Here is a 24,435-nt window from a genome sequence, read left to right as displayed (position 1 = left end):
GACGGCTCACGCATGCCAGCAGGCCAGGGTGACCGCGCCGTCGGCGACGCGCGGGGGACGCTCGGTGCACCGGGCCGTGGCGCGCATGCAGCGCGGCGCAAAGCGGCACCCGCCCGGCATGGCGGACAGTGCGGGCACCACGCCGGCGATCGGCTGCAGGCGCTCGGCGCCGAACTCGATCGCGCTGGCCCGCAGGCCCTGCGTGTAGGGATGGCGGGGACGGCGCAACACCTCGGCCGCCGGCCCTTCCTCGACGATCTGCCCCGCGTACATCACGGCGACCCGGTCGGCCACCTGCGCCGCCAGTGCCAGGTCGTGCAGCACGAAGACGGCCGAGGCACCGAGCGCCCGCACCCGCTCCAGGATGAGCGCCATGATCTGGGCCTGGATGGTGACGTCCAGCGCGCTGGTGGGCTCGTCGGCGATCAGCAGTTCGGGTTCGCAGGCCAGCGCGATGGCGATCATCACGCGCTGCTGCATGCCGCCCGAGAGCTCGTGCGGGTACGCCGCCAGCCGGGCCTCGGGGTCGGCGATGCCGACGCCGTCCAGCAACGCCATGGCCCGCTGCCGGCAGGCCGCCCGGCCCAGCCCCTTGTGCCGCCGCAGCGGCTCCGACAGGTGCTGCAGCACGGTGAAGCAGGGGTTGAGGGCCGCGGCGGCGTCCTGGAACACCAGTCCCATGCGCGGCCCCCGCAGCGATTGCAGTTCGCGCTCCGAGGCCTGCACGACATCCGTGCCGCCGACCCGCAGCTCGCCCTCGAGTTCCACTTCCGGCCGGCGCAGCAGGCCCATCGCCGCGAACGCGAGGGTCGACTTGCCGGCGCCGGATTCGCCGATCAGGGCCAGCGTGCGACCGGCCGGCAGGTCGATCGACACATCGTCGAGCACCGCCACGCCGCGGCGGCGCAAGGTGAGGTGGCGCGCGGACAGCCGCGGCGCAGGCGTCGGGTTCACTTCAGTCTCCACGCGTGGCCGGGTCGAGCGCATCGCGCAGCCCCTCGGCCAACAGGTTCAGTCCGACCAGCAGCACCGCCAGCGCGATGCCGGGCACGCCCGAGATCCACGGCGCCATCGTGATGAAGCCGCGGCCCTCGGAGATCATCAGCCCCCAGTCGGCGGTGGGCGGCACCACGCCCAGCCCCAGGAACGACAGCCCCGAGCCGAGCAGGATGGCGATCGACACGCGCATGCCGGCCTGGATCAGGATCGGCGACGCGATGTTCGGCAGCACGTGGCGCCACACGATCTCGCGCCCCGGCACGCCCATCAGGCGGGCGGCCTCCACGTAGGGCCGGCCCTTGACCTGCAGCACGTCGGCCCGCACCGTGCGCGCGAACGGCCCGACGAAGGACAGCCCCAGGGCCAGCATCACGTTGCCCAGGCCCAGGCCGAGCACGGCCATGAAGGCCATCGCCATGATCAGTTCGGGGAACGCGAGCAGGCCGTCGACGACGCGCATCAGCGCCCACTCGGTACGCCCCCCGCGCAGGCCGGCCAGCAGGCCCAGGGGCACGCCCAAGGCCAGCCCGAGCACGACCGAGCCGAAGCCCACCGCCAGGGCCGACCGTGCGCCGAAGAACAGGCGCGAGAGGATGTCCTGCCCGAACGAATCGGTGCCCAGCCAATGGGCCGCCGAGGGCGGCTTCATCATGTCGATGAAGTTCTGTTCGGCAGGCGGGTAAGGCGCCAGCAGCGGCGCGAACAGCGCCACCGCCAGGAACAGCAGCACGATGGCGCCGCCCACGACGGCCTTGCGCTGTCCGCGCAGCAGGTGCCAGGCTCGCGACCACGGCCGCGGACGGGCCGGGCCGGGTCCGGCGGAGAAGGTGTCAGCGGCCATGCTTGCGAAGTCTCGGGTCGAGCAGCACGTAGGTGCGGTCGACGATGAAGTTCACGGCGACGAACAGCAGCGCCGTGATCATGATGCCGGCCTGCACCACCGGGTATTCGCGCGTCTGCACCGCGTTGGTGATCATCATCCCGAGTCCGGGCAGGGTGAACACCACCTCGGTCATCACCGCGCCGCGCAGCATGCCGCCCAGCTGCAGTCCGATCACGGTGACCAGCGGCATCAGCACGTTGCGCATGCCGTGCACCCAGACCACGCGCCAGGCCGGTTCGCCCCGGGCGCGCGCCGCGGCCATGTAGGGCTGGGCCAGCACTTCCAGGAGGCTCGAACGCGTGATCGTGGCGATCAGGCCGACATACCAGGCGCCCAGCGTGAGCGCGGGCAGGGCCAGATGCCACAGTCCGCCGGCCAGGTCGTCCCAGGGCGCCACGTAGCCCATGGTGGGGAACCAGCCCAGTGTCACGCCGAAGACCCAGATCAGCACCACGCCGAGGAAGTAGCTGGGAAACGCGTTGCCGCCGATGGCGACCGCGCTGGCCGCCAGGTCCAGCCAGCTGTTGCGACGCAGCGCGGCCAGCACGCCGAGCGGGACGCCCAGCGCCAGCGCGAAGGCCAGCGACAGCCCGGCCAGCGTGAGCGTCACCGGCAGTGCCTGCTGCACCGCCTGCTGGAAGATGTCCTGCTGGCTGACATAGGACCGGCCCCAGTCGCCCTGCACGAAGCGCACCAGCCAGTGGGCGTACTGCAGCGCCAGCGGCTGGTCCAGGCCCAGCTCCCGGTACAGCTTGTCATGGGCGTCGCGGGAGAAATCGGATCCCAGCACCACGGCCACCGGGTCGCCCGGCGTGAGCTTCAGGAAGCCGAAGCTCACCACCGAGACGACGAGCAGCACCAGCAGGGTCTGGGCCACGGCGCCGAAGGCCCGGCCAAGCCCCCGTGTCGGGATCGCGAACGACATCGTCGGCCGTCCTCAGGCCAGCGACACGGTGTGCAGGTTCAGCAGGTCGGCCGGGATGTACTCGAAACCCTGCACCTTCCTGGACATGATCTTGAACACCTTCATGTGCGCCAGCACGGCCAGCGGTGCATCGGCCATCAGCGTGTCCTCGGCCTCCAGGTACAGCTTGCGGCGGACGGCGACATCGGTGGTCTCGGCCGCCGCCGCGGCCGCCTTGTCGAACACCGGATTGCTGTAGCCGACGAAGTTCCAGGGCTTGCCGGTCGACCATTCCGGGGTGATGGTCTCGTCCGGGTCCAGGTCGGCGATCCAGGCCTCGTCGTACATGTCGAAGTCGCTTGCGTTGCGGCGCTGCGTCCAGACGGCCCGGTCCACCAGCTCGATCTTCGGCTTGATGCCGATCTGCGCCAGCATGGGCGCGAGCAGCTGCGCGTTGCGCGTGCCCATGCCGCCCGACCCCGTGAAGCCTTCGGTGACGATGTACACCGGGTTGATCTCGCCCTGCACCTTGGCCTTGGCCCGCAACGCGCGCGCCTTGGCCAGGTCGAAGTACTGGCCGCGCCCCGACTTGGCGATCTTGGGATCGTAGAACTGCGACATCGGCGGCGAGATGCAGGTGTAGGCCGGAATCGCTTCGCCGAAGTAGCTCTGCTGCACGATCACGTTGCGGTCGATCGCGAACGACACGGCCTGGCGCAGCGCCGGATCGGCGAACGGGCCGCGCTTGTTGTTCATCCCGACAAAGGCGTAGTTGCCCTCCACCTGGCCGTACACGGCCAGGTTGGGGTTCTGGCGCAGCTGCGGGATGAACTGGAACGGGCATGCCGAGAGGCCATCGACCTGGCCCGACATCATCGCCGCCACGCCGGCGCTGGGTTCCTTCATCAGGCGGATCACCACCCGGTCCAGGTACGGCAGGCCGGCCTGGAAGTAGTCGGGGTTGCGCACCAGCTCGATCGAGTCGTTTTCCTTCCAGCTCGCGAACTTGAACGGGCCGGTGCCCACCGGGTTGCGTCCGAACGCCTTGCCATGCTGCTCCACCGCGCGCCGGCTGACGATCGTCCCGGCACGGCCGGTGCTGCCGGTCAGCGCCACCGGCAGGAAGGCGAAGGGCTTCTTGAAACGCAGTCGCACGGTGAGCGGATCGACGATGTCCACGCCCGCCAGCTGCTCGAACTTCCAGGCGTGCGGCGACTTCACCTCGGGGTCGGCCACCCGCTCGACGCTCCACTTCACCGCGGCCGCGTCGCACGGGTCCCCGTTGTGGAACTTCACGCCGGGGCGCAGCTTGAACACGTGCGTCTTCTCGTCGACCATGTCCCACCTGGCGGCCAGGTCGGGCGCGAAGCTGACGGTCTTGCCGTCGTAGGCCACCTTGAGCAGCCCGTTGAAGATGTTGTTGATCACCTTGATCGAGCCGCCCGAGGCCGTGAAGTGCGGATCCAGCGTGTCGATCGCATCGAGCCAGCCCAGCGTCAGGGTGCCGCCCTTCTTCGGTGCAGCCAGGGCCGGGCCCGCTCCCAGGGCCGAGGCCGCGGCCAGGCCGAGGCCGGCGCCGGCGCCGCGCAGGAAGTCGCGACGACCGAAGCCGGCGGCGAGTCGCGCCGCGAGTGCGGCCTTGTGGTCGATGTCAGACATGGTGATGCTCCAGGCAGGTGGGTGGAAAGGGAGGCCTCGGCCTTCAGGCGCCGGCTTGCAGGTACTTCACGACGTCGGGCACGGTCACCAGCACGTGATCGCGCACGATGGTTTCGCAGCGCGCGGCGTCGCCGCCGCGCAGTGCATCGAGCAGCTCCTGGTGGTGCGCGCGCGCCGTCGTGGGACGGTCGGCCAGCACCCACAGGCGCATCGGCGACTCGACCAGCGAATGGAGGCTGGCGATCTGGCGCAGCAGGCGCGGTCGCCCGCTGAAGGCGCACAGGGTTTCATGGAAGGCGCGGTGGGCGGCCGTCCAGTCCGGCTGCACGCCGTCGCGGTCGTCCAGCGAATCGAGCATGGCTTCGAGCTGCGCGATCGCGGCGGGCGTGATGCGCGGCATCGCAAGCCGCACCGCCAGGCCTTCGAGCACGGCGCGCATCTCGAAGATCTCCTGGACGTCGTCCATGTTCATGCCGCTGACCGTGACGCCCCGGTTCGGCCGGATCGTCACCAGCCCCTCGGTGGCGAGCCGGCGGAAGGCCTCGCGCACCGGCATGCGGCTGGTGCCGATCTCGCCGGCGATCACGTCCGGCACCAGCCGTTCGCCCTGGCGGTAGCGGCCCAGGCGGATCGCCGCGTGGATATGCCGGTACGCCTCGTCCTCCGCGGTGACGGGCTGCGTGGACGGGTACAGGCCGGGGCCGCTGTGGGCGTTCACGGTGCGCGAAGCTGGATCAGTGGATACACGAATCCAGTCACCGCAACTAGCATGCCAACAGGAATGCACCGCATTGGACGGGGCCTCGCCCGGGACCCGGCGCCGGGCGTCCCGGCACTCGTGCGGCACGGCTGCCGCGCGGCCGCTCGCACCACCGCGCAACCGCGCCGGCGGTGCGAAAGGGCGGCGCGCATCCAGCGCTGCGAGCGGCAACAGACCTTGCGCCGCTCGTGCGGACCGCATGGCGCCGGGCCGCGACAATCGGTGCATGGCCGATGCGCACCCCTACGACAGACTCACTCCGGACACGGTGCTCGACGCCCTGGTCCCGCTCGGCCTGCATGGCGACGGGCGCCTGATGGCCCTGAGCAGCTACGAGAACCGGGTCTACCAGGTCGAACTCGAAGATCCGCTCGACGGTCACGCCGAGGTCGTGGTCAAGTTCTACCGGCCCGGGCGCTGGACCGACGACGAGATCGCCGAGGAACACGCCTTCGCGCTGGAGCTGGACGCGGCCGAGGTCCCGGTCGTGCCGCCCCTGGTGCTGGGCGGCCGGACGCTGCACCACCACGAGGGCTTCAGCTTCAGCGTCAGTGCCCGCCGCGGCGGCCGGCGGCCCGAACTCGAGGACGAGGAGGTGCTCGAATGGATCGGCCGCTTCCTGGCCCGCATCCACACGGTGGGCGCGGCGCGCCCGTTCGGCTCACGCCCGCTGCTCGACCTGCACGGGTTCGGGACGTCGTCGCGCGACTGGCTGCTGACCAACCAGGCGATCCCGCTCGATGTCCAGGCCGCGTGGCACGGCACCTGCGATGCCGCCCTGGCCGCCATCGACCGGGCGCTGGGCGGCGCGGCGGGCCGCGGCTACGCCCAGCGGTTCGCGCTGCTGCGGCTGCACGGCGACTGCCACCCCGGCAACATCCTGTGGACGCCCGACCAGGGCCCGCACTTCGTCGACCTGGACGACGCGCGCACCGGGCCGGCGGTGCAGGACCTGTGGATGCTGCTGTCCGGCGAGCGCGCGCAACGCCAGCGCCAGCTCGGCGCGCTGCTCGACGGCTACGAGCAGGTGCGCGACTTCGACCGGGACGAGCTGGCCCTGATCGAGCCGCTGCGCACGCTGCGCCTGATCCATTACAGCGCCTGGCTGGCGCGCCGCTGGGACGACCCGGCGTTCCCCGCGGCCTTCCCGTGGTTCGGCAGCAGCGACTACTGGAAGGGCCAGGTGCAGATGCTGGAAGAGCAGCTCGAAGCGATGGCCGAGCCGCCGCTGGTGGCCTGAGCCCGGCTCAGCGGGCGATCTGCTGGGAAGCGGTGGGCGCGGCCGTGAGCGGAGCCTGCGGCAGCACCGGCGCCGTCGGCACCGCGGCCGCCGATGGCGCGAGGTTCTGTTGGGTGGCGGGGTCGTACAGCACGGTCCCCGTGCCGACCCCGACGCCGGCGCGCGCCGGGCCGTTGCCGATCGGCACGCTGGCGCCGACACCCGCACCGCCATAGACCTGCCCGCGCTGGTTCACCCCCACGCCGACCCCGAGCGGGCCGACCCCGGTGCCCACGCCGACCGAGAGCCCGCCCGTGCCGCCGCCGACGCCGATGGACACCGGTCCGACCGGGACGCTGATGCCGGCGCCCACGCCGGTGCTGGCGCAGCCCGAGAGCCCGCCGGCCAGCAGCGCGGCGGCGAGGACGTTCTGGAGGTTCATCCGGTCATTGTCGGCGTGCTGCGTCGGCGCCGTTGTGACCGGATGCTTCAGCGGACGGTGTTCTCGATCGAGCCGATGCCGTCGATCTCGACGCGCACCACGTCGCCGGCCTTGAGGTACTTGGGCGGCTTGAAGCCGATGCCCACGCCCACCGGCGTGCCGGTGGCGATCAGGTCGCCGGGGTAGAGCGTGATGCCGGCCGACAGCGTCTCGATCAGGGTCGGGATGTCGAAGATCAGGTCGGTGGTCGAGGCGTTCTGCCGCTCCTCGCCGTTGACGAAGCAGCGCACCTGGGTCTTGGTGCCGTCGCACTCGTCGGCGCTGACCAGCCACGGCCCCATCGGGCAGAAGGTGTCGAACGACTTGCCCAGCAGCCACTGCATGTGGCGGCTCTGCCAGTCGCGGGCGGTCACGTCGTTGACGATGGTGTAGCCCCACACGTGCGACATGGCGTCCTCTTTGCGGATGCCCTTGCCGCCCTTGCCGATCACCACGGTGAGCTCGGCTTCATAGTCGATCGCGTCGGACACGCCGGTGGGCATCACGATGTCGTCGCTCGGGCCGACGACAGACTCGGGCACCTTGGTGAAGTAGATCGGCACGGTCGGGATGTCCCCGCCCACCTTGGCGCTGCTGTCGAAGCCGCTGCCCGCGAATTCCTTGGCATGCGCGTGGTAGTTTTTCCCCACGCAGAAGATGTTGCGGCGCGGACGCGGAATGGGCGCGGTGAGCTGCACGGCGCCCAGGGCGATCGGCTCGCCGGGGGTGGGCAGCGCGGCACCGGCTGCCAGCATCTCGACGACGGCCAGCGCGCCACGCGCCTCGTCGGCGGCGGACAGCGCCAGCGGCAGCACGCTCTGCAGGTCGGAAGAGACGACGCCGACACGGGGGCGTCCACGGTCGAGAAAGGCGGCAATCTTCATCGGGAAAACTCTCTCCAGAATGGGGCGGCAATGTAGCATGCTAACAAGTTCAACAGGAGAGACTCCGCATGCACCGTCGTGTCGCCCTGGCAGCCGCGCTCATGGCTGCCACCGGCCTGGCCATCGCCCAGGCTCCGTATCCCAGCAAGTCCATCACCATGATCGTGCCGTTCCCGCCCGGCGGGCTGGCGGACATCGTGGCGCGGCCGGTGGCCGAGGCCATGTCGCGCGACCTGGGCCAGCCGGTCGTCATCGAGAACAAGGGTGGCGCCGGCGGCGGCATCGGCATGGGCCAGGCTGCCAAGGCCGCGCCCGACGGCTACACCATCCTGATGGCGCTGTCCTCGTACAGCGTGCTGCCCGAGGCCGACGCCATCATCGGCCGCTCGCCCATGTACTCGTACGCGGCGTTGCGGCCGATCGCGCGCTTCACGGCCGACCCCACGGTGCTCGCCGTGCGCGCCGAGGCGCCCTGGAAGACCGCCAAGGAATTCGTCGAGTACGCCCGGCAGAACCCAGGCAAGGTCAACTACGGCTCGTCGGGCAACTACGGCACCATGCACGTGCCGATGGAGATCCTGGCGCAGACGGCCGGCGTGCGCATGACGCACGTGCCGTTCACCGGCGCGGGCCCCGCCGTCGTGGCCCTGCTCGGCGGGCAGATCGACGCCGTGTCCTCCGGCCCGGCGACGGTGCTGCAGCACGTCAAGGCCGGCAAGCTGCGGGTGCTGGGCCACTGGGGCAATGGCAAGCTCGAATCGCTGCCGGACGTCCCGCCGCTCAAGCAGGCTGGCTATAACGCGGAGTACGCCCAGTGGTCGGGCCTGTTCATCCCGGCCGGCGTGCCCGAGCCCATCGCGCAGCGGCTGCGCGCGGCGGCCCGCGCCGCCGGCAACGACGCCAAGGTGCGCGAGGTGATCGGCAACTCCGGCAGCCCGGTGCAGTTCCAGGACACGCCGGCGTTCGAGAAGTACGTGCAGGCCGACGTGCGCCGCATGGCCGACGTGGTCAAGAAGATCGGCAAGGTCGAGTAAGCCCCCGCCAGGAGGACCGTCATGCTTCCCAGCCTGCAACGCATCCTGGCCGGCGCTGTCGCCGCGGCCTCCTTCGCGGTGGCGCCCGCCCTGGCGCAGAGCTGGCCGAGCCGGCCGGTGAAGCTGATCGTCCCCTATGCCACCGGCGGCCCGGCCGACGTCTACGGCCGCTTCATCGCGCAGCGTCTGGGCGACCAGCTCGGGCAGCCATTCGTGGTGGAGAACCGCCCGGGTGCCGGCGCGGTGATCGGCACCGACGCCGTGGCCAAGTCGGCCCCCGACGGCTACACGCTGCTGCTGATGTCGAACACCCACACGGTGAACGAGACGCTGCTGCAGAACAAGCCCTACAACCTCACGCGCGACTTCACGGGCATTGCCCCGATCAACTACTCGGACCTGGTGCTGGTGGCGCACCCCAAGGTGGGTGCCGCCAACGTGCAGCAGCTGGTGGCGCTGGCCAAGGGCAAACCCGGCGGGCTGAACTACGCCTCGTCGGGCAACGGCACGCCGTACCACATGGCCGGCGAGCTGTTCAAGAGCATGTCCGGCACCAGCATCGTCCATGTCCCGTACAAGGGCAGTTCCGGGGCGCGCACCGACGTCCTGGGCGGCCAGGTCGACCTGATGTTCGATGCGGTCACCACGATGGCCGAGCAGGTCAAGGCGGGCAAGGTCAAAGCGATCGCCACCACCGGCCGAAAGCGTTCGGCCGTGCTGCCGGACGTGCCCACGGTCGACGAGTCCGGCATCGCCGGCTACGACGCGACCATCTGGCTGGGCCTGCTGGCGCCCAAGGGCACGCCGGCCGCCGTGGTCGCCCGACTGAACGAGGCGGTCAGCCGCATCGCCAGCCAGCCCGACGTGCAGCAGGCCTGGGCGCAGCAGGGCGCGACCGCGCTGGTCATGTCGCCCGCGGCCTTCGACAAGTACATGCAGGACGACATTGCCAAATGGGCCAAGGTGATCCAGTCCGCCAACATCAAGGCCGAATGATGCGCACGGTGCGGATCCTCAGCGGCGGCGCCGCGCAGGGGCTGGTGAAGGCCCTGGAGCGGCCGCTGGCCGACCGCGGCATCGCGACCAGCGGGCACTTCGGCGCGGTCGGCGCCATGCGCGACAAGCTGCTGGGCGGCGAGCCCTGCGACCTGGTCATCCTGACCTCGGCCCTGGTGGCCGAGCTGGAGAGCCAGGGCCACGTGCTTCCGGGCTCGGCCACGCCGCTGGGCCGGGTGCGCACCGGGGTCGCGGTCAAGCGCGGCACGCCCCTGCCGCCGGTGGGCGATGCAGGCTCGCTGGCGCGCCTGTTGCGCGGCGCCCGTGGCATCTACTTTCCGGATCCCGAGAAGGCGACCGCCGGCATCCATTTCATGAAGGTGCTGCGCACGCTCGGACTCGACCAGGAACTGGCCCCGCGCCTGCGCACCTTCCCGAACGGCGCCACGGCCATGCGCGAGCTGGCCGCGTGCGACGAGCCCGACCTGGTCGGCTGCACGCAGTTCACCGAGATCCTGTACACGCCCGGCGTGCAGCTGGCCGGCGCGCTGCCCCAGGAGTTCGAGCTCGCCACGATGTACACGGCCGGCGTCTGCACCCGGGGCACCGCACCCGACGCCGCCGCGGTTGTGGCGGCGCTGCTCGCGTCCGACGAGGCGCGCGCCCTGCGCGAGGGCGGCGGCTTCGACCCGCTGCCCTGAAGCAGCTTCGGCCGCTCGCGCGGCCGAAGTGGCATCGCCATCGGCCGCCGAAGCGGCCGCCAGCGTCAGGCCAGCAGCGCGTTCACGCGCTTGACGTAGGCCGCCGGATCGTCGGGCAGCCCGCCTTCGGCCAGCAGCGCCTGGTCGAACAGGATCTGCGCGAGGTCGTGGAAGTGCACCGAGCCGTCCAGCTTGCGCACCAGCGGGTGCTCGGGATTGACTTCCAGCACCGGCTTGACCTCCGGCGCCTTCTGCCCCGCCTGCTTGAGCATGCGGGCCAGCTGCATGCTCATCCCGCCGTCGGTGACCACCAGGCAGGCCGGCGAGTCGACCAGCCGGGTGGTCACGCGCACGTCCTCGGCCTTGTCCTTCAGGGCCTCCTTCAGCTTGGCCAGCACCGGCTTGAAGGTCTCGGCGGCCTCCTCGGCTGCCTTCTTCTCGGCCTCGTCCTGCAGCTTGCCCAGATCGACCGCGCCCTTGGCCACCGACTGCATCGGCGTGCCGTCGAACTCGGTGAGGTAGTTCAGCGCCCACTCGTCGACGCGGTCGGTCATGAGCAGGACTTCGATCCCCTTCTTGCGGAACACCTCCAGCTGCGGGCTGCTCTTGGCCGCGGCGAGGGTGTCGGCCGTGATGTAGTAGATGGCGTCCTGGCCCTCCTTCATGCGGGCCTTGTAGTCGGCCAGCGAGACCGTCGCCGCGTCCGACTGGGTCGACGCGAAGCGCAGCAGCTTGGCGATGCGGTCGCGGTTGCCGAAGTCCTCGCCCAGGCCTTCCTTCAGGACAGCGCCGAACTCGGCGTAGAACTTCGCGTACTTGCCCTTGTCCTCCTCGGACGCCGCCTCGTCCTTCTCCAGCCGGGCCAGGTCCTCCAGCATCGCCAGCACGCGCTTGGTGCTGCCTTCCCGGATCGCGCGCACGTCGCGGCTCTCCTGCAGCAGTTCGCGGCTGACGTTCAGCGGCAGGTCGGCCGAGTCGATCACGCCCTTGACGAAGCGCAGGTACACCGGCATCAGCGCCTCGGCCTCGTCCATGATGAACACGCGCTTGACGTACAGCTTCACGCCCGGCGCCTTCTCGCGGTTCCAGAGGTCGAACGGCGCGTGCGCCGGCAGGTACAGCAGCTGCACGTACTCGGTCGCGCCTTCCACCCGGTTGTGCGACCAGGCCAGCGGGGCCTCGTGGTCGTGGCTGATCTGCCGGTAGAACTCCTGGTACTGCTCGGGCGTGATGTCCTTCTTCGGCCGGCTCCACAGCGCGCTGGCCTGGTTGACGGTCTCCCACTCGTCGGTGAGCACCATCTCGCCGCCCTTGTTGTCCTCGCCCTCCTTCCACTCCTCCTTGCGCATCAGGATGGGCAGCGAGATGTGGTCGGAATACTTGGAGATGATCGACTTGAGCTTCCAGGTGGAGAGGTACTCCGCGGCGTCCTCGCGCAGGTGCAGCACGACGCTGGTGCCGCGCTCCGGCCGCTCGATCGCCTCCACCTCGAAGTCGCCGGCCCCGGCACTGACCCAGCGCACGCCTTCGCCAGGCGGCAGGCCGGCGCGGCGCGATTCGACGGTGATGCGGTCCGCCACGATGAAGCCGGAGTAGAAGCCGACGCCGAACTGGCCGATCAGCTGGGCGTCCGATTTCTGGTCGCCGGACAGCCGGCTCATGAACTCGCGCGTGCCGCTCTTGGCGATGGTGCCCAGGTTGTCGATCGCCTCCTGCTGCGACAGCCCGATGCCGTTGTCCGTGATCGTCAGCGTGCGGGCCTGCTTGTCGAAGTCGACCCGCACTTCCAGGTTCGGGGCGTCCTCGTAGAGCGCGGTGTCGTTCAAGGCCTCGAAGCGCAGCTTGTCGCAGGCATCGGAGGCATTGGAGATCAGCTCGCGCAGGAAGATCTCCTTGTTGGAGTAGAGCGAGTGGGTGACCAGGTGCAGCAGCTGTGCGACCTCGGCCTGGAAGGAGAGCGTCTGTTTGTTCTGGGACATGGGTGGTCGTTTGCTGAACGGAAAGCCAGCAGAGCTTGGGGATGGCCGCGCGGATTTCAAGAACCGGCGGGAGCCGGATTGTGCCGATGGTCCGACGCAACAGCAGCTGGGCGGCGACGTGACATTTCGGACGGACGGCCCCCACAGGCGGACACGTCGCGCGCGTCGGACCGTGACATGTTGTTACAGTAGCCCTTGCTCCCCATCCAAACGACCTGTCTCATGGAATTCCAGCTTCCCCTTCCTGGCACCGACCCGTCCGCCGAACCCGGCCATGGCGACGTGCTGCTGGAGCTGGAAGCCCGCGTCACCTTCACCGTGCCGCCGGTCCTGGGCCGGGCACGCCGGGCGGCGGGCACCTGGCGCGTGGCCACACCCCGGCGTCCCGCGGCCTCGGCCCTGCACTGCCGTGTCGAGGGGCTCGCGTCCGAGCCGGTGACGTTCACCGCGCCGCGCCGCACCGACACCCAGTAAGGGCCGCGCCGGCCCTCCCAAAGAAAACGCCCCGCGAGCGGGGCGTTGCTGCTGGCGCGAAGAGAACCGCTCAGATGGCGGCTTCGCCGTGGGCGATGCGGCCCAGGCGCACCGCTTGGGCGGTGTCCGACCGCACGGCCTGGCGGTCCACGGCGGACTGCACCGGCGCGGCGACGCGCGAGCCGTTCGGCTCGAAGTTGTAGTTGCGCACGGCCTGCACGGCTTCGGCGCGCACTTCGGCGCGGGCGCGCTCGCCCTGGAAAGGCTGGTTGTTGGTGGCGACGTCGGCTTCGCCGGCACGGGCAGTGGCGGAGAAGGCAGCAGCGACAGCGGCGACGGCGAGGAGGGCTTTGGCGTTCATGGTGAGTGACCTTTCAGTGGTTGAGGTTGCGGTCGGTGCGGGCTGTTCGAAGAGCGCTGCATCAACCGTGGTCTCACTGTAGGCAACGACAGTGAGGCCGCCCTTAGCGTTCGCTTAGCTGGCGATTAGGACGCCGCGGCGGCCGCGTGCGCTGGCCCGACGGCCGGCGCCGCAGCCGCAGGCTCCGTCCGGGCCGGGGCCAGCGGCTCGAGCCGCGCCACCAGGCCGCTGCGGTCGCTGCGGTTGCGCAACTGGATGCGCAGGCCGCAGCGCTGCGCCGCCGTCTGCGCGATCGACAGTCCGAGGCCGCTGCCGCGCGTGCCGTTCCCCGGCACGCGGAAGAAGCGGTCGAACACGCGCCCGAGCTGGTCTGGCGGAATGCCGGGGCCGGTGTCCACCACCTCCACCACGGGGCCCTGGGCCCCCTGGGACAGCCGCACGTCCACCACGCCGCCTTCGGGCGTGTAGCGCAACGCGTTCTCGATCAGGTTGTCGAGCACGCTGCGCAGGTCGCTTGCCGCGCAGCGCAGCACCAGCGCCGTGGTGACGGGCGTGTCGACCTCGACGCCCAGGTCGATGTGCCGCTGGTCGGCCAGCGCGATCAGCCCATCGACGCTCTGGTGCACCTGCGCCTGCAGGTCCACCGCGACGACCGGCTCCAGCGAAGCCACCGCCTCGTTGCGCGAGAGCTTGAGCAACTGGTCGACCAGACGCTGGGCCCGGCTCACGCCCGCCTCCAGCTGCGCGAAGCTCTGCGCACAGGCGCCCTGGGGCAGGTCGCACCGCACGTTCTCCAGCTGGAGCGCCACCGCCGTGATCGGCGTGCGCAGTTCATGGGCGGCGTCCTGCACGAAGCGGCGCTGGGTGGCGAACGCCACGCGCAGCCGGGCCAGCAGGGTGTTGAACGATTCCACCAGCGGCGCGATCTCGCCCGGAACGCCGCTGAGCGGCAGCTCGGTGATGCTGTTCTCGTCCTGCTGCGCGGCTTTCTCGCCGATCGCACGGATCTCGCGCGACAGCGTCTGGGCCACGCCCCACAGGATCAGGATGGCCAGCGGCAGCAGGATCAGCACCGGCGCGACCGCGGCGCCGGCGCGCTCGACCACCAGCTTCTGGCGGAAGGCACCGCTTTGCAGCACCTGCACGGACTTGCCGGTGGTGGCCGACTGGGTGGTGTAGACGCGCCAGCGGTTCCCGCCGGACTCGATGTCCCGCAGCCCGGGCCCGGCGGCCAGCGGCACCGCCACGTCGGGCACCGAGGTGACGTCCAGCTGGCGGTCGCGCGTCCAGACCTGGGCCGCGTACACGCCCCAGCTGTGCATCCGCTCGAGCTGAATGCGCGGCAGGGCGACATGCTCGTCCTGCGCGGCGATCGACTCGCCCAGCCGCTCCATCTGCTCGTCCATGAACGAGCCGACCATGCGGTTGTAGGTCCAGTAGGACAGCGCCGCCGACGCGGCGCCCACCAGCAGGAACAGGGGGACGAGCCAGAGCAGCAACGCGCGCTGCAGCGAGCACACCGGGCCTCTCGACAGGATCCGCATCACGCACCCTCCTTGTGGACCGCGACCGGCTGCCCCGCCGCGATGCGCCAGCCGAGGCCGCGCACATTTCGGATGACGTCGGCGCCGAGCTTGCGGCGCATGCCATGGATCAGCACGTCGACCGCATTGCTGCTCACCTCCTCGCCCCAGCCGTAGATCCGGCTCTCGAGCTGGTCGCGCGAGAGGATCGCCCCGGGCCGCTCGAGCAGCGCGTGCAGCAGCGCGAACTCGCGCGCCGACAGCTGCGATCGGTCGCCGTGCACCAGCACCTCGCGCGTGGTCAGGTCCAGCTGCACCGCCTCCGTGCCGATGATCGAGTGGGCAGCCCCGTCGCGACGGCGGATCACCGCCCGCATGCGCGCCAGCAGTTCGCGGAATTCATAGGGCTTGACCAGATAGTCGTCGGCGCCGATGTCCAGCCCCGTGATCCGGTCGTCCAGCCCGTCGCGCGCCGTCAGCACGAGCACCGGCGTGCGGTCCCCCTGCGCCCGGGCGGTGCGCAGCACCTCGATGCCATCCTTGCGGGGCAGGCCGAGGTCCAGCAGCACGCACGCATAGCCGCCGTCGGCCATGGCGCTCTGCGCCAGCTCGCCCTCCTTGACCCAGTCGACCGACCAGCCGTTGGCCTCCAGCGCCTTGTGCAGGCTCTGGCCGATCATTTCGTCGTCTTCCACCAGCAGGACTCGCACGCAGTACTCCAGGAGCAGAAAGGGCGTGGGCGCCGCGCCGGACACCTCACGGGATGGCGGATCCGGCCGCGGCAATCCGCGCGCCAGCCCGCCCCGAGACGCCAAGCGTAGCGAAACAGTGTTAGCCACCGGTTAGTCGGCCGCCACCGCGGTCGCCGGCGTCCCGATCGCCAGCCGCCCATCCGCCTCCGGCTGCCGACTGTCGCGCCGCCGACCGCCCATCACGGCCGCACGACTCGGCTTTTGTGGCGTCCCGTCCAAGTTGTTGATCCGGAACGACATTTGTATTGCTGAATGTTACGGTGTTCGCTACAGTCCAGTCTGAAGTAGCGAATTCCGTCACCGCCTTAGGGCGTTTTCTCAAGGGGACCCCCATGACACCCGGACATTTCCTGAAAGCCGCCCTGGCCGCTGTGGCTGTCGCCGCAACCTCCGCCGCCTTCGCCGACACGCAGCCCCTGACCGTCAACGCGACCGTCCAGGCCGTGTGCAAGTTCACCAGCGCCGCCCGCACCCTGAGCTTCAACATCGACCCGTCCGTCGCCGGCCCGGTCGCTGGCGTGATGAGTGGCACCGTCACCTACAAGTGCACCAAGGGCACCGTCGGCACCGGCGTGGCCGCCGGCAACGGCAACAACTTCGCGGGCGGCACCCGCCAGATGTCGACCGGCGGCACCACGCCCAACCTGCTGCCCTACACGCTCACGCTCACCGGCGGCACGGCGACCGGCACCGGTTTCGGCGCCTCGTCGACCGACAGCACCATCACCATCACCGGCTCGGTCGCCGCGGCCGACTACGCCAACCTGCCGGCGAGCACCGCCTACACCGACACCGTCCAGCTCACGCTGACGCCCTGATGGCCCCGGCGCGCCGGGCCAGCGCCGCGCACCTTTCCATGGCCCCAGCTCCCGCTGCGCGCCGTGCGGCGATCACGCATGTCGCGGTCGCCGCCGCGCTGCTGCTGGCGTCTGCCGGCGCCGAGGCCCGCAACGGCACCTGCCTGTTCCGCACCAACGGCACCATGACGATGGGCTTCGGCACCATCAATCCGAGCGCCACGACCAACGTGGTGGCGTCGATCACGACCGGCAACGTGGCCCAGATCGGCGACTGCCGCGGCGTCACCATGGCGGTCACGGCCGACGACGGCAGCAACTTCAGCGGCAGCCGTCGCATGGCCAACGCCGCCCGGACGGACTTCATCCCGTACGCACTCACGCTGCCCGCCAACCGCACCGGACCCGGGAACAACAACTATGTCGACCTGGTGATCACCGGTACAGTCACGCCGGCCGGGTTCCAGAACGCCCGGGCGGGGGCCTACACCGACAGGGTGGTGATCACCGTCAGCCCCTGACGCGGTGACGAGGAAGTCGAAGTGATGTTCAGTTGTGCATGCAGGGCGGCCATGGCCCTGCTGGTGGCCGCCAGCCTGCTGCCGGCCGCCGTGGTGGCCGGCGAGTTCGCCGTGACCCCGATCCGGATGGAGCTTGGCGCCGGCACCCGCACCGGTGCGTTCACGGTCCGCAACGAGGGCAAGGACCCGCTGCCGCTGCAGGTGCGCGGGATGACCTGGTCGCAGGACGCTGCGGGGCAGGACCAGTACGAGGACGCCAAGGACCTGGTCTACTTCCCCCGCGTGCTCTCGGTCGAGCCCGGGCAGGAGGCCGTCATCCGCGTCGGCATCCGGATGCCGCCGGCCGACGCCGAGAAGACCTACCGCGTGTTCATCGAGGAACTGCCGGCGCCCGCCGATGCCGAAGGCAAGCGCGGGGCGGCCCTGACCTTCCTGGTGCGCTTCGGCGCCCCCGTCTTCGTCAGGCCGGCCGCGACCACCGATGCCCTGCTGCTCGAAGGGCTCGGCGCCGCCCGCGGGCAGGCCACCTTCAGCATGCACAACGCAGGCAACCAGCACCAGGTCGTCGAGAACATCGTGGTGCGCGGGCTGGCGACCGACGGCCAGGAGCTCTTCGCCGTCGCGCTGACCGACCGCTACCTGCTGGCCGGCACCCGCAAGCGGTACAGCGCCCCGATCCCGCGGGAAGCCTGCGGCCGGCTCGCGAGCCTGTCGGCCGAGGCGACCACCGACAAGGCCAAGGCCTCCGGGCGGATGGCTGTCGCCGGTGCGGCGTGCGACTGAGGGTGCCGGCGCGACGCGCGTGACGATGCGGCGCGCCCTGGCCGCGTCGGTGCTGCTGGCTGCCCTGGCCCTGGCGGCGGGGCCGCTGCGCGCGCAGACGCCGGGGCCCTCCGCGGCGCCGATGGAGCAGCTCGTGCTGGCGACCCAGCTGAACACCGTCGCCGCCGGCGACCTGTTCGCGCTGCGCAGCGCCGGCGGCGACCTGCTGGTGCGGCTGTCGGACCTGCAGAGCCTGGGGTTGAAGATCCCCGAGGCGCTGGCGCGACCCGTCGATGGCGAGCCCTACGTGCCGCTGCGCGACGTGCCGGGACTGCAGCACCGCGTCGATGCGGCCCGCCTGGTGCTCGAACTGCAGGCCGAACCCGCGCTGCTGCCGACGCGCACCCTCCAGCTGTCGCAGCCCCAGCGCGCCCACCTGGTGAGCCCGCCCGGCCCCACGGCCTTCCTCAACTACGCGCTGCAGGCGGGCACCCTCGCCGGCGGCTCGGCCGAGGCCACGCTCACCACCGAAGCCGGCCTGCGCACGGGCGACCTGCTGCTGCTGTCGGAGGCGGCGACGGTGCGCGACAGCGCCGGCGAACCGAGGATGGTGCGCCTCATGAGCCGCGCGATCCGGGACGACGTCGACACCCTGCGCCGCGTCACCGTGGGCGACTTCTACAGCCCGACCGCGGACCTGGGCACTTCGGTCAACCTGGGCGGCGTGGCCATCGCCAAGCAGTACGGTCTCGATCCGTCCGTCCTGCGCCAGCCGCTGAGCAACCTGCGCGGGCAGGTCGCGGTGCCGAGCGACGTGGAGGTGCTGGTCGACGGCCAGCGGGTGCGCCTGGAACGGGTGCAGCCTGGCGAGTTCCAGCTGCGCGACCTGTACGGCTACGGCGGCGCGCGCTCGGTGCAGCTGGTGGTGCGGGACGCCTTCGGCCGCGTGCAGCAGCTGGACTATTCCGTCTACTTCACCGACCAGCCGCTGCGCCAGGGGCTGCACGACTACAGCTACGGCGCCGGCCTGCTGCGGCGTGGCTTCGGCAGCGCCAGCAACCAGTACGGTCCGGCGGCCTTCTCCGGCTACCACCGGTACGGGCTGACGGACGGCATCACCCTCGGGGTGCGGGCCGAAGGCCGCCAGGCGCTGCAGAACGGGGGCCTGCTCGGCACCTTCGTGCTGGGGCCAGCCGGCGTGCTGAGTGCCGCCGTGTCGTCCAGCCGCGCGCAGGGCCAGGGCGGCTGGGCGGGCGCCCTCGCCTACAACTACCAGCAGCAGGGCTTCAGCGCGGGCTTGAGCAGCCGGCGCGATTCGGCCGGCTACGCCAGCCTCGGTGATCCGCTCACGATGTCGAACCGCCGCGGCGAGAGCACCGTGTACGGCGGCCTGGCGCTCGCCGGGCTGGGCACCTTCACGCTCAGCCGGTCACTCCTGTCGGTGCATGCCTGGGTGCCCCTGCCTGCTGGATTCCTCCCCACGCTCCTGCAGCCGCAGCAGGTGAGTTCGTTGCGCTACAGCGTCCCGCTGGTGGCGGGGCTGGCGAACCTGACGGTGAACCTCAACCGCATCCGCGACGCGACCGGCCCGCGCACCGAACTGACCGCCAGCGTGGTCCTGTACTTCGAGCGCGACCAGTCGTTCCAGGCCGGCGTGCGCAGCACCCGCGACACCCGTGTTGCCTCCGCGCGGGTCACGCGCAACCCGGGCATCGGCGAGGGCTTCGGCTACGACCTCGCGGTCGACGACGGCGAGGAAGCCGGGGCGCGCACGCAGCAGTGGCGCGCCGCCGGCCAGGTCAACGCCGCCAGGGCGATCCTGCGGCTCGAGGCCGAACGCAGCCGGGGCGGCGAGGCCGGCTCCGAAGGCTACCGGGCCGGGGTGGCCGGCGCCCTCGCGTTCATCGACGGCCAGCTGCGCGCCAGCCGCCCGATTGCCGACAGCTTCGCGCTGGCGCGGGTGGGCGACCTGCCGGATGTGCCCGTGGCCCTCAATGGCACCCCGATGGGCCGCACCGATGCCGCCGGCACCGTGCTGCTGCCGTCGCTGGCGGCCTACTACGACAACGAGATCTCGATCGACGAAGCCGCCATCCCGATCGACCATGCCATCGGCCGCGTGTCGCAGCGCGTCGCCCCGCTGTACCGATCGGGCGCGGTAGTCGATTTCGGCGTGACCCGGGTGCGCTCGGTCACCGGCCGCCTGGTCCGGCTGCGCGAGGGCCGGCCCGAACCGGTCGATCTGCAGGAGCTGCTGCTGCAGGTGGGGCCGAAGCAGGCGCGCAGCCTCACCGGGCGTGGCGGAGAGCTGTACTTCGAGAACCTCGGGAGCGGTCGCTACCGCGGCCGCGCCCTGCCGGCGGCGGAAGCCGCGGGATGCGAGTTCGAACTGGCTGTCCCCGAGTCCGCGGACAGCTTCCTCGAGCTGGGCGACGTCGCCTGCCGCTGACCGCTAGAGCAGCTGGGCCGACAGCTGGATCGGCCAGGCGTGCGTGCCGGGCGGCGTGGCCTTGGCCAGGAACAGGCGGAACCGCAGCAGGTGGTCGGTGCGCTGGCGGCCTGCGCCGGATCCGGGCAGCGCCACGAAGCCGCCGTTGCGGCCCACCAGCACCACGCGGCCGAGTCCGCTGACATCGGTGCGCTCGATGTACTCGCTGGTCGGCGCCACCAGCAGCAGCGCGCCGCGCGGATGGTTGCTCGTCACGGAGACCTGCACCGGGGTGTCGACATCGACCCAGCCGCGTTCCACGTCCTGCAGGCCGATCGTCACGGTGCGCGGCGCCGACACCGCCTCCAGCCGGGTGAACGGCAGGATCGTCGCCGACACCGTGAGCGTGCTGGTGCTGCCACCCGCCCCGACCGGGACGGCGGCGGCCGCCAGGCCGGCCAGCACCGCCGCGCGCAGGAACCACTGGGTCCCGCCGCCGGGGACGCCGCGGCGGCAAGGTGCAGGCGCAAAGCGCATGGCAGGTCGGGCAGGGGCTCCCATGGAAACCCATGCTAGGCAGCCGACACGCCTGCGACGTAGGCGATGGGCGCAGGCGCCATCAGCCATTCACCACTCAAGAACGCCGCCGCGCCGCCGATAACGCGGCGCAGCGCGGCTCAGAACCGCTCGCCCGGTTGCAGGTAGCGCCACAGCCCCTGCGGCAGTTGCCCGAGCGTCACGCGGCCGATGCGCACGCGCTTGAGGCCGACCACCTTCAGGCCGACCAGTTCGCACATGCGGCGGATCTGCCGCTTGCGCCCTTCGGTGAGCACGAAGCGCAGCTGCTCGGGGTTCTGCCAGTCCACCCGGGCCGGCTTGAGCGGCCGCCCGTCCAGCGACAGCCCATGGCGCAGGCGGGCCAGCTGCGCGGGCGGCAGGGCGGACTGCACGTCGCGCACCACCGGCCCGAGGCTGACGCGCACCAGGTATTCCTTCTCGATGCCGGAGTCCTCGCCGATCAACTGGCGGGCGACGCGACCATCCTGCGTCAGCACCAGCAGGCCGGTCGAGTCGATGTCCAGGCGCCCCGCCGGCGCCAGACCGCGCAGCTGCGCCGGTGAGAAGCGGATGGGCGAGGCATCGCCGCTCCAGCGGCTGCGCTCCTGCACCAGGGTCACGGCCGGCTGGTAGCCGTCCTCGGCCTGCCCGCTGACGTACCCGACGGGCTTGTGGAGCAGGATGGTGACCTGCTGCTGCTGCTGCCCCTGGGCGCGCCGGTCGACCTCGATGCGGGCCTCGGGCGCCACCTGCAGCCCCATGGTGGCGACCACGCCGTCCACCCGCACCCAGCCCCTGGCGATCCAGTCGTCGGCTTCGCGGCGGGAGCACAGGCCGAGTTCGGCCATGCGCTTGTTCAGGCGGGTGGTCGCGGGGGCGGCATCGGGCATGGAGGCGCGATTATCCCGGGGCCTCGTGGTCCGGCCGCGCGGACAAACGTGGTCCGGCGCGCAGTGCGCCGAGGTCCAGCACCCGCAGGCCACCGTACTCCACCCGGATCGCCCCCTGCGCTTCCAGCGTCCCCAGCGCCTCGTTGACCCGCTGGCGCGACAGGCCGACCAGGTAGCCGAGCTCCTGCTGCGTGATGCGCAGCACCTCGCCCACGCCCGGGTAGAGCACCGGGTTGAACAGCGCCGCCAGGCTGCGGGCGACGCGCACGTCGGGATCGTTCAGCCGGTCGATCTCACGGGCGGCGATGAACTGGGCCAGCCGTTCGTTCAGCTGGTTCATCACGAAGCGGTTGAAGCCCAGCGAGTGGTCCAGCAGCCAGTGGAAGGTGTCCACCGGCAGCCCGGCGACGACGCTGCGGCGCAGCGGCTCGATGTTGTAGCGGTAGGCCTCGCGCTTGAGCGCGGTGCCCTCGCCGAACCAGCCCCCGGGCGGCACGCCGGTGTAGGTCATGGGTTGGCCGCGGCTGCTGTCCGTGCTCATCTTGAGCAGGCCCTCGACCACGCCGAACCAGTAGGTCACCGGGCGCCCGACGCGGCAGACGAAGTCGCCGGGGCGCGCGTCGCCGACGGTGATGTCCCGCACAGTGCGCTCGGCCTCGGCGGGCGACAGCAACTTCAGCCAGGGGATCCCCTCCAGCTCGGCCGCGCTCGGAGGGCGGCGTCGCTGGTGCAGCGACAGCTCGGGGCGCGCAACCTGCATGCGGGTAAGTCCGGCGAGGGGAATCCCGAAGATTGTCGTTGCAAAGACATCCGGGCGTCAAAGTGCCGCCTACGATCCGCGCCACTCACCCGGACACCCGCCCGGGCCAAGGATCCCGATGGACACGACGTTCCCTCGCCTGTTGCTCCAGCACGCCGCGCAGCGTCCGGCAGCGGCGGCGATGCGGGAGAAGGACTACGGGATCTGGCAGACCCTCACCTGGTCGGGCCTGGCCCGGCTCACCGAGCAGCTCGCGTGCGGCCTGCACCAGGCGGGGCTGCGGCGGGGCGAACACCTGGTGGTGATGGGCGCCAACCGCCCCCGGCTCTACGCCACCCTGCTGGCGGCGCAGTCCCTGGGTGCGGTCCCGGTGCCGCTGTACCAGGACGCGGCGGCGGCGGAGTGCGTCTTCCCGATCAACAACGCCGAGGTGCGCTTCGCCTTCGCCGAGGACCAGGAGCAGGTGGACAAGCTGCTGGAGGTCCGCCCGCAGTGTCCGCAGCTGCAGGCGATCTGGTTCGACGAGCCGCGCGGGCTGCGCCACTACGCCGAGCCGGGGCTGGCGTCCATCGACACCCTCATCGAGAGCGGCCGCGCCTTCGCCGCCGACCATCCCGGGTTCTTCCCCGAGGCGATCGAGCAGGCGGCGCCGGACGACGTGGCGGCCATGTTCTTCACCTCGGGCACCACCGGCCATCCCAAGGGCGTCGTGCATTCGCACCGCACGCTGCTCGACCGCGCGCGCGCCGGCGCCGCCTTCGACCGGCTCACCGAGCGCGAGGAAGTGCTGGCCTACCTGCCGCCGGCCTGGATCGGCCAGAACATCTTCAGCTACGCGCAGTGGCTGGCCTGCGGCTACGTGGTGAACTGCCCCGAGTCGGCGGGCACGGTGATGATCGACCTGAAGGAGATCGGGCCCACCTACTACTTCGCCCCGCCACGGGTGTTCGAGGCCCTGCTCACCACGGTGATGATCCGGATGGAGGATGCCGGCGCCCTCAAGCGCGGCCTGTTCCATGCCTGCATGCGGCTGGCGCGCCGGGTCGGGCCGGCGTTGATGGACCGGCAGCCCGTGCGCACGCTCGACCGGCTGGCCTGGCGGCTGGGCGACCTGCTGGTGTATGGGCCGCTGCGCAACAACCTGGGCTTCTCGCGCGTGCGCGTCGCCTACACGGCGGGCGAGGCGATCGGCCCCGACCTGTTCACCTTCTACCGCTCGATCGGCATCAACCTCAAGCAGCTGTACGGCTCGACCGAGACGGCGGTGTTCGTCTGCCTGCAGCCGGACGACCAGGCGCGGGCCGACACCGTGGGCGTTCCGATCGACGGAGTGGAGATCCGGGTGGCGGACAACGGCGAGATCCTGGTGCGCTCGCCCGGCCTGCTCAAGGGCTACTACAAGAACCCGCAGGCCACCGCCGACGTGCTGTCGGCCGACGGCTGGTACCACACCAGCGATGCCGGCTTCATCGACGGCAACGGCCACCTGAAGATCATCGACCGCGTGAAGGACGTCGGCCGACTGAGCGGCGGCCCCAACGACGGCGCGATGTTCGCGCCGAAGTACGTGGAGAACAAGCTCAAGTTCTTCCCGCACATCAAGGAGGTGGTGGCCTACGGCGACGGCCGCGACCGTGTCTGCGTGATGGTCAACATCGACTTCGACGCGGTGGGCAACTGGGCCGAGCGACGCAACCTGCCGTACGCCGGCTACACCGACCTGGCGCAGAAGCCCGAGGTCTACGAGCTGGTGCGCGACTGCGTCGAGAAGGTCAACGCCGACCTGGCAGCCGACGAGAAGCTGGCCGGCTCGCAGGTGAGCCGCTTCCTCATCCTGCACAAGGAACTCGACGCCGACGACGGCGAGCTCACGCGCACCAACAAGGTCCGCCGCGGGTTCATCGCCGGCAAGTACCAGCCGCTGGTGGGCGCGCTGTACGACGGCCGGCACGAGCAGTTCATCGAGACCCAGGTGAAGTTCGAGGACGGCCGCAGCGGCAGCGTGAGCGCGACGCTGAAGATCGTCGACACGCGGATCTTCCCGCCGGTGAGGGCCGCCGCATGAAGCGGCATGCCGCACCGCCCGCCGCATCGCCGTGCCCGGGGGACG

Annotated in this window: 24 protein-coding genes; 10 read left to right on the top strand and 14 right to left on the bottom strand. The window is 71.1% G+C overall.

Annotated elements, in window-relative coordinates:
• Window positions 1-6 precede the first annotated feature (6 nt).
• The 5 genes from VFE82_RS14995 to VFE82_RS14975 are packed head-to-tail and all read right to left on the bottom strand — an operon-like array spanning window position 7 to window position 5,163.
• Window positions 7-954 carry an ABC transporter ATP-binding protein gene (locus VFE82_RS14995; protein ID WP_325001121.1) on the bottom strand — a complete coding sequence of 316 codons (948 nt, stop codon included), beginning with the start codon at window positions 952-954 and terminating at the stop codon, window positions 7-9.
• Between the two features lies 1 nt (window position 955).
• Window positions 956-1,840: an ABC transporter permease gene (locus tag VFE82_RS14990; protein ID WP_325001120.1), complete on the bottom strand. Its 885-nt coding sequence runs from the start codon at window positions 1,838-1,840 to the stop codon at window positions 956-958.
• Window positions 1,830-2,807 (bottom strand): ABC transporter permease, encoded by a 978-nt coding sequence (locus VFE82_RS14985; protein WP_325001119.1) that lies wholly within the window; start codon window positions 2,805-2,807, stop codon window positions 1,830-1,832. The genes VFE82_RS14990 and VFE82_RS14985 overlap by 11 nt, the downstream gene beginning before the upstream one ends.
• Before the next feature lie 12 nt (window positions 2,808-2,819).
• Window positions 2,820-4,445, bottom strand: coding sequence for an ABC transporter substrate-binding protein (locus VFE82_RS14980; RefSeq protein WP_325001118.1), 1,626 nt, complete (start codon window positions 4,443-4,445; stop codon window positions 2,820-2,822).
• A 43-nt stretch (window positions 4,446-4,488) separates the two neighbouring features.
• Window positions 4,489-5,163: a GntR family transcriptional regulator gene (locus VFE82_RS14975; RefSeq protein ID WP_325001117.1), complete on the bottom strand. Its 675-nt coding sequence runs from the start codon at window positions 5,161-5,163 to the stop codon at window positions 4,489-4,491.
• 268 nt (window positions 5,164-5,431) lie between these two features.
• On the opposite strand from VFE82_RS14975, the gene VFE82_RS14970 reads away from it, so the two are divergent.
• Window positions 5,432-6,445, top strand: coding sequence for a serine/threonine protein kinase (locus VFE82_RS14970; protein WP_325001116.1), 1,014 nt, complete (start codon window positions 5,432-5,434; stop codon window positions 6,443-6,445).
• Between the two features lie 7 nt (window positions 6,446-6,452).
• Here the strand turns inward: VFE82_RS14970 and VFE82_RS14965 are convergent, their stop codons facing one another.
• Complete coding sequence (locus VFE82_RS14965; RefSeq protein WP_325001115.1) at window positions 6,453-6,866, bottom strand: hypothetical protein; 414 nt, start codon at window positions 6,864-6,866, stop codon at window positions 6,453-6,455.
• A 47-nt stretch (window positions 6,867-6,913) separates the two neighbouring features.
• Entirely contained in the window at window positions 6,914-7,789 is an 876-nt protein-coding gene (locus tag VFE82_RS14960; RefSeq protein WP_325001114.1) for a fumarylacetoacetate hydrolase family protein, read from the bottom strand.
• A 68-nt stretch (window positions 7,790-7,857) separates the two neighbouring features.
• Here VFE82_RS14960 and VFE82_RS14955 point away from each other — a divergent pair, with 68 nt between their 5' ends.
• Genes VFE82_RS14955 through VFE82_RS14945 form a run of 3 tightly spaced genes read left to right on the top strand, consistent with a single transcriptional unit; the run spans window position 7,858 to window position 10,520 of the window.
• Window positions 7,858-8,823, top strand: coding sequence for a tripartite tricarboxylate transporter substrate binding protein (locus tag VFE82_RS14955; protein WP_325001113.1), 966 nt, complete (start codon window positions 7,858-7,860; stop codon window positions 8,821-8,823).
• Window positions 8,824-8,844: 21 nt separating this feature from the next.
• Entirely contained in the window at window positions 8,845-9,819 is a 975-nt protein-coding gene (locus VFE82_RS14950) for a tripartite tricarboxylate transporter substrate binding protein (RefSeq protein WP_325001112.1), read from the top strand.
• Entirely contained in the window at window positions 9,816-10,520 is a 705-nt protein-coding gene (locus VFE82_RS14945) for a substrate-binding domain-containing protein (protein ID WP_325001111.1), read from the top strand. The genes VFE82_RS14950 and VFE82_RS14945 overlap by 4 nt, the downstream gene beginning before the upstream one ends.
• Before the next feature lie 65 nt (window positions 10,521-10,585).
• Here the strand turns inward: VFE82_RS14945 and htpG are convergent, their stop codons facing one another.
• Window positions 10,586-12,499 carry a molecular chaperone HtpG gene (gene htpG, locus VFE82_RS14940; protein ID WP_325001110.1) on the bottom strand — a complete coding sequence of 638 codons (1,914 nt, stop codon included), beginning with the start codon at window positions 12,497-12,499 and terminating at the stop codon, window positions 10,586-10,588.
• Between the two features lie 222 nt (window positions 12,500-12,721).
• Here htpG and VFE82_RS14935 point away from each other — a divergent pair, with 222 nt between their 5' ends.
• Window positions 12,722-12,973 (top strand): hypothetical protein, encoded by a 252-nt coding sequence (locus VFE82_RS14935; protein ID WP_325001109.1) that lies wholly within the window; start codon window positions 12,722-12,724, stop codon window positions 12,971-12,973.
• Between the two features lie 70 nt (window positions 12,974-13,043).
• On the opposite strand, the gene VFE82_RS14930 is transcribed toward VFE82_RS14935, so the two are convergent.
• From VFE82_RS14930 to VFE82_RS14920, 3 genes are all read right to left on the bottom strand, one after another.
• On the bottom strand, window positions 13,044-13,334 hold the full coding sequence (locus VFE82_RS14930) for a DUF4148 domain-containing protein (RefSeq protein ID WP_325001108.1): 291 nt from the start codon (window positions 13,332-13,334) through the stop codon (window positions 13,044-13,046).
• Window positions 13,335-13,459: 125 nt separating this feature from the next.
• Window positions 13,460-14,878, bottom strand: coding sequence for an ATP-binding protein (locus VFE82_RS14925; protein WP_325001107.1), 1,419 nt, complete (start codon window positions 14,876-14,878; stop codon window positions 13,460-13,462).
• Window positions 14,878-15,567: a response regulator transcription factor gene (locus tag VFE82_RS14920; RefSeq protein ID WP_325001106.1), complete on the bottom strand. Its 690-nt coding sequence runs from the start codon at window positions 15,565-15,567 to the stop codon at window positions 14,878-14,880. Before VFE82_RS14920 ends, VFE82_RS14925 begins: the two co-directional genes overlap by 1 nt.
• A 374-nt stretch (window positions 15,568-15,941) precedes the next feature.
• On the opposite strand from VFE82_RS14920, the gene VFE82_RS14915 reads away from it, so the two are divergent.
• From VFE82_RS14915 to VFE82_RS14900, 4 genes are read left to right on the top strand one after another with little or no spacing between them, the layout of a single operon-like run.
• Window positions 15,942-16,427, top strand: a complete 486-nt coding sequence (locus tag VFE82_RS14915; protein WP_325001105.1) for a spore coat protein U domain-containing protein — start codon at window positions 15,942-15,944, stop codon at window positions 16,425-16,427.
• Window positions 16,428-16,465: 38 nt separating this feature from the next.
• Window positions 16,466-16,927 carry a spore coat protein U domain-containing protein gene (locus VFE82_RS14910; RefSeq protein WP_325001104.1) on the top strand — a complete coding sequence of 154 codons (462 nt, stop codon included), beginning with the start codon at window positions 16,466-16,468 and terminating at the stop codon, window positions 16,925-16,927.
• A 51-nt stretch (window positions 16,928-16,978) separates the two neighbouring features.
• The gene (locus tag VFE82_RS14905; protein ID WP_325001103.1) at window positions 16,979-17,710 is read left to right on the top strand and encodes a fimbrial biogenesis chaperone; all 732 of its coding nucleotides are present in this window, start codon (window positions 16,979-16,981) and stop codon (window positions 17,708-17,710) included.
• A 25-nt stretch (window positions 17,711-17,735) separates the two neighbouring features.
• Window positions 17,736-20,138, top strand: coding sequence for a fimbria/pilus outer membrane usher protein (locus VFE82_RS14900; RefSeq protein ID WP_325001496.1), 2,403 nt, complete (start codon window positions 17,736-17,738; stop codon window positions 20,136-20,138).
• 3 nt (window positions 20,139-20,141) lie between these two features.
• Here VFE82_RS14900 and VFE82_RS14895 read toward each other — a convergent pair whose 3' ends face one another.
• The 3 genes from VFE82_RS14895 to VFE82_RS14885 form a co-directional block, all read right to left on the bottom strand.
• Window positions 20,142-20,678 carry a hypothetical protein gene (locus VFE82_RS14895; protein WP_325001102.1) on the bottom strand — a complete coding sequence of 179 codons (537 nt, stop codon included), beginning with the start codon at window positions 20,676-20,678 and terminating at the stop codon, window positions 20,142-20,144.
• 116 nt (window positions 20,679-20,794) lie between these two features.
• Window positions 20,795-21,565, bottom strand: a complete 771-nt coding sequence (locus VFE82_RS14890; protein ID WP_325001101.1) for a pseudouridine synthase — start codon at window positions 21,563-21,565, stop codon at window positions 20,795-20,797.
• A 10-nt stretch (window positions 21,566-21,575) separates the two neighbouring features.
• Window positions 21,576-22,325 (bottom strand): Crp/Fnr family transcriptional regulator, encoded by a 750-nt coding sequence (locus VFE82_RS14885; RefSeq protein WP_325001100.1) that lies wholly within the window; start codon window positions 22,323-22,325, stop codon window positions 21,576-21,578.
• Between the two features lie 118 nt (window positions 22,326-22,443).
• Here VFE82_RS14885 and VFE82_RS14880 point away from each other — a divergent pair, with 118 nt between their 5' ends.
• Window positions 22,444-24,390: an AMP-dependent synthetase/ligase gene (locus VFE82_RS14880; protein ID WP_325001099.1), complete on the top strand. Its 1,947-nt coding sequence runs from the start codon at window positions 22,444-22,446 to the stop codon at window positions 24,388-24,390.
• The last annotated feature ends 45 nt before the right edge of the window (window positions 24,391-24,435 follow it).

The organism is Ramlibacter sp. (assembly GCF_035655895.1).
Lineage (GTDB): Bacteria > Pseudomonadota > Gammaproteobacteria > Burkholderiales > Burkholderiaceae_C > Ramlibacter.
The sequence above is the reverse complement of the archived record's forward strand: the minus strand, read 5'-3'. Positions and strand labels throughout refer to the sequence as shown.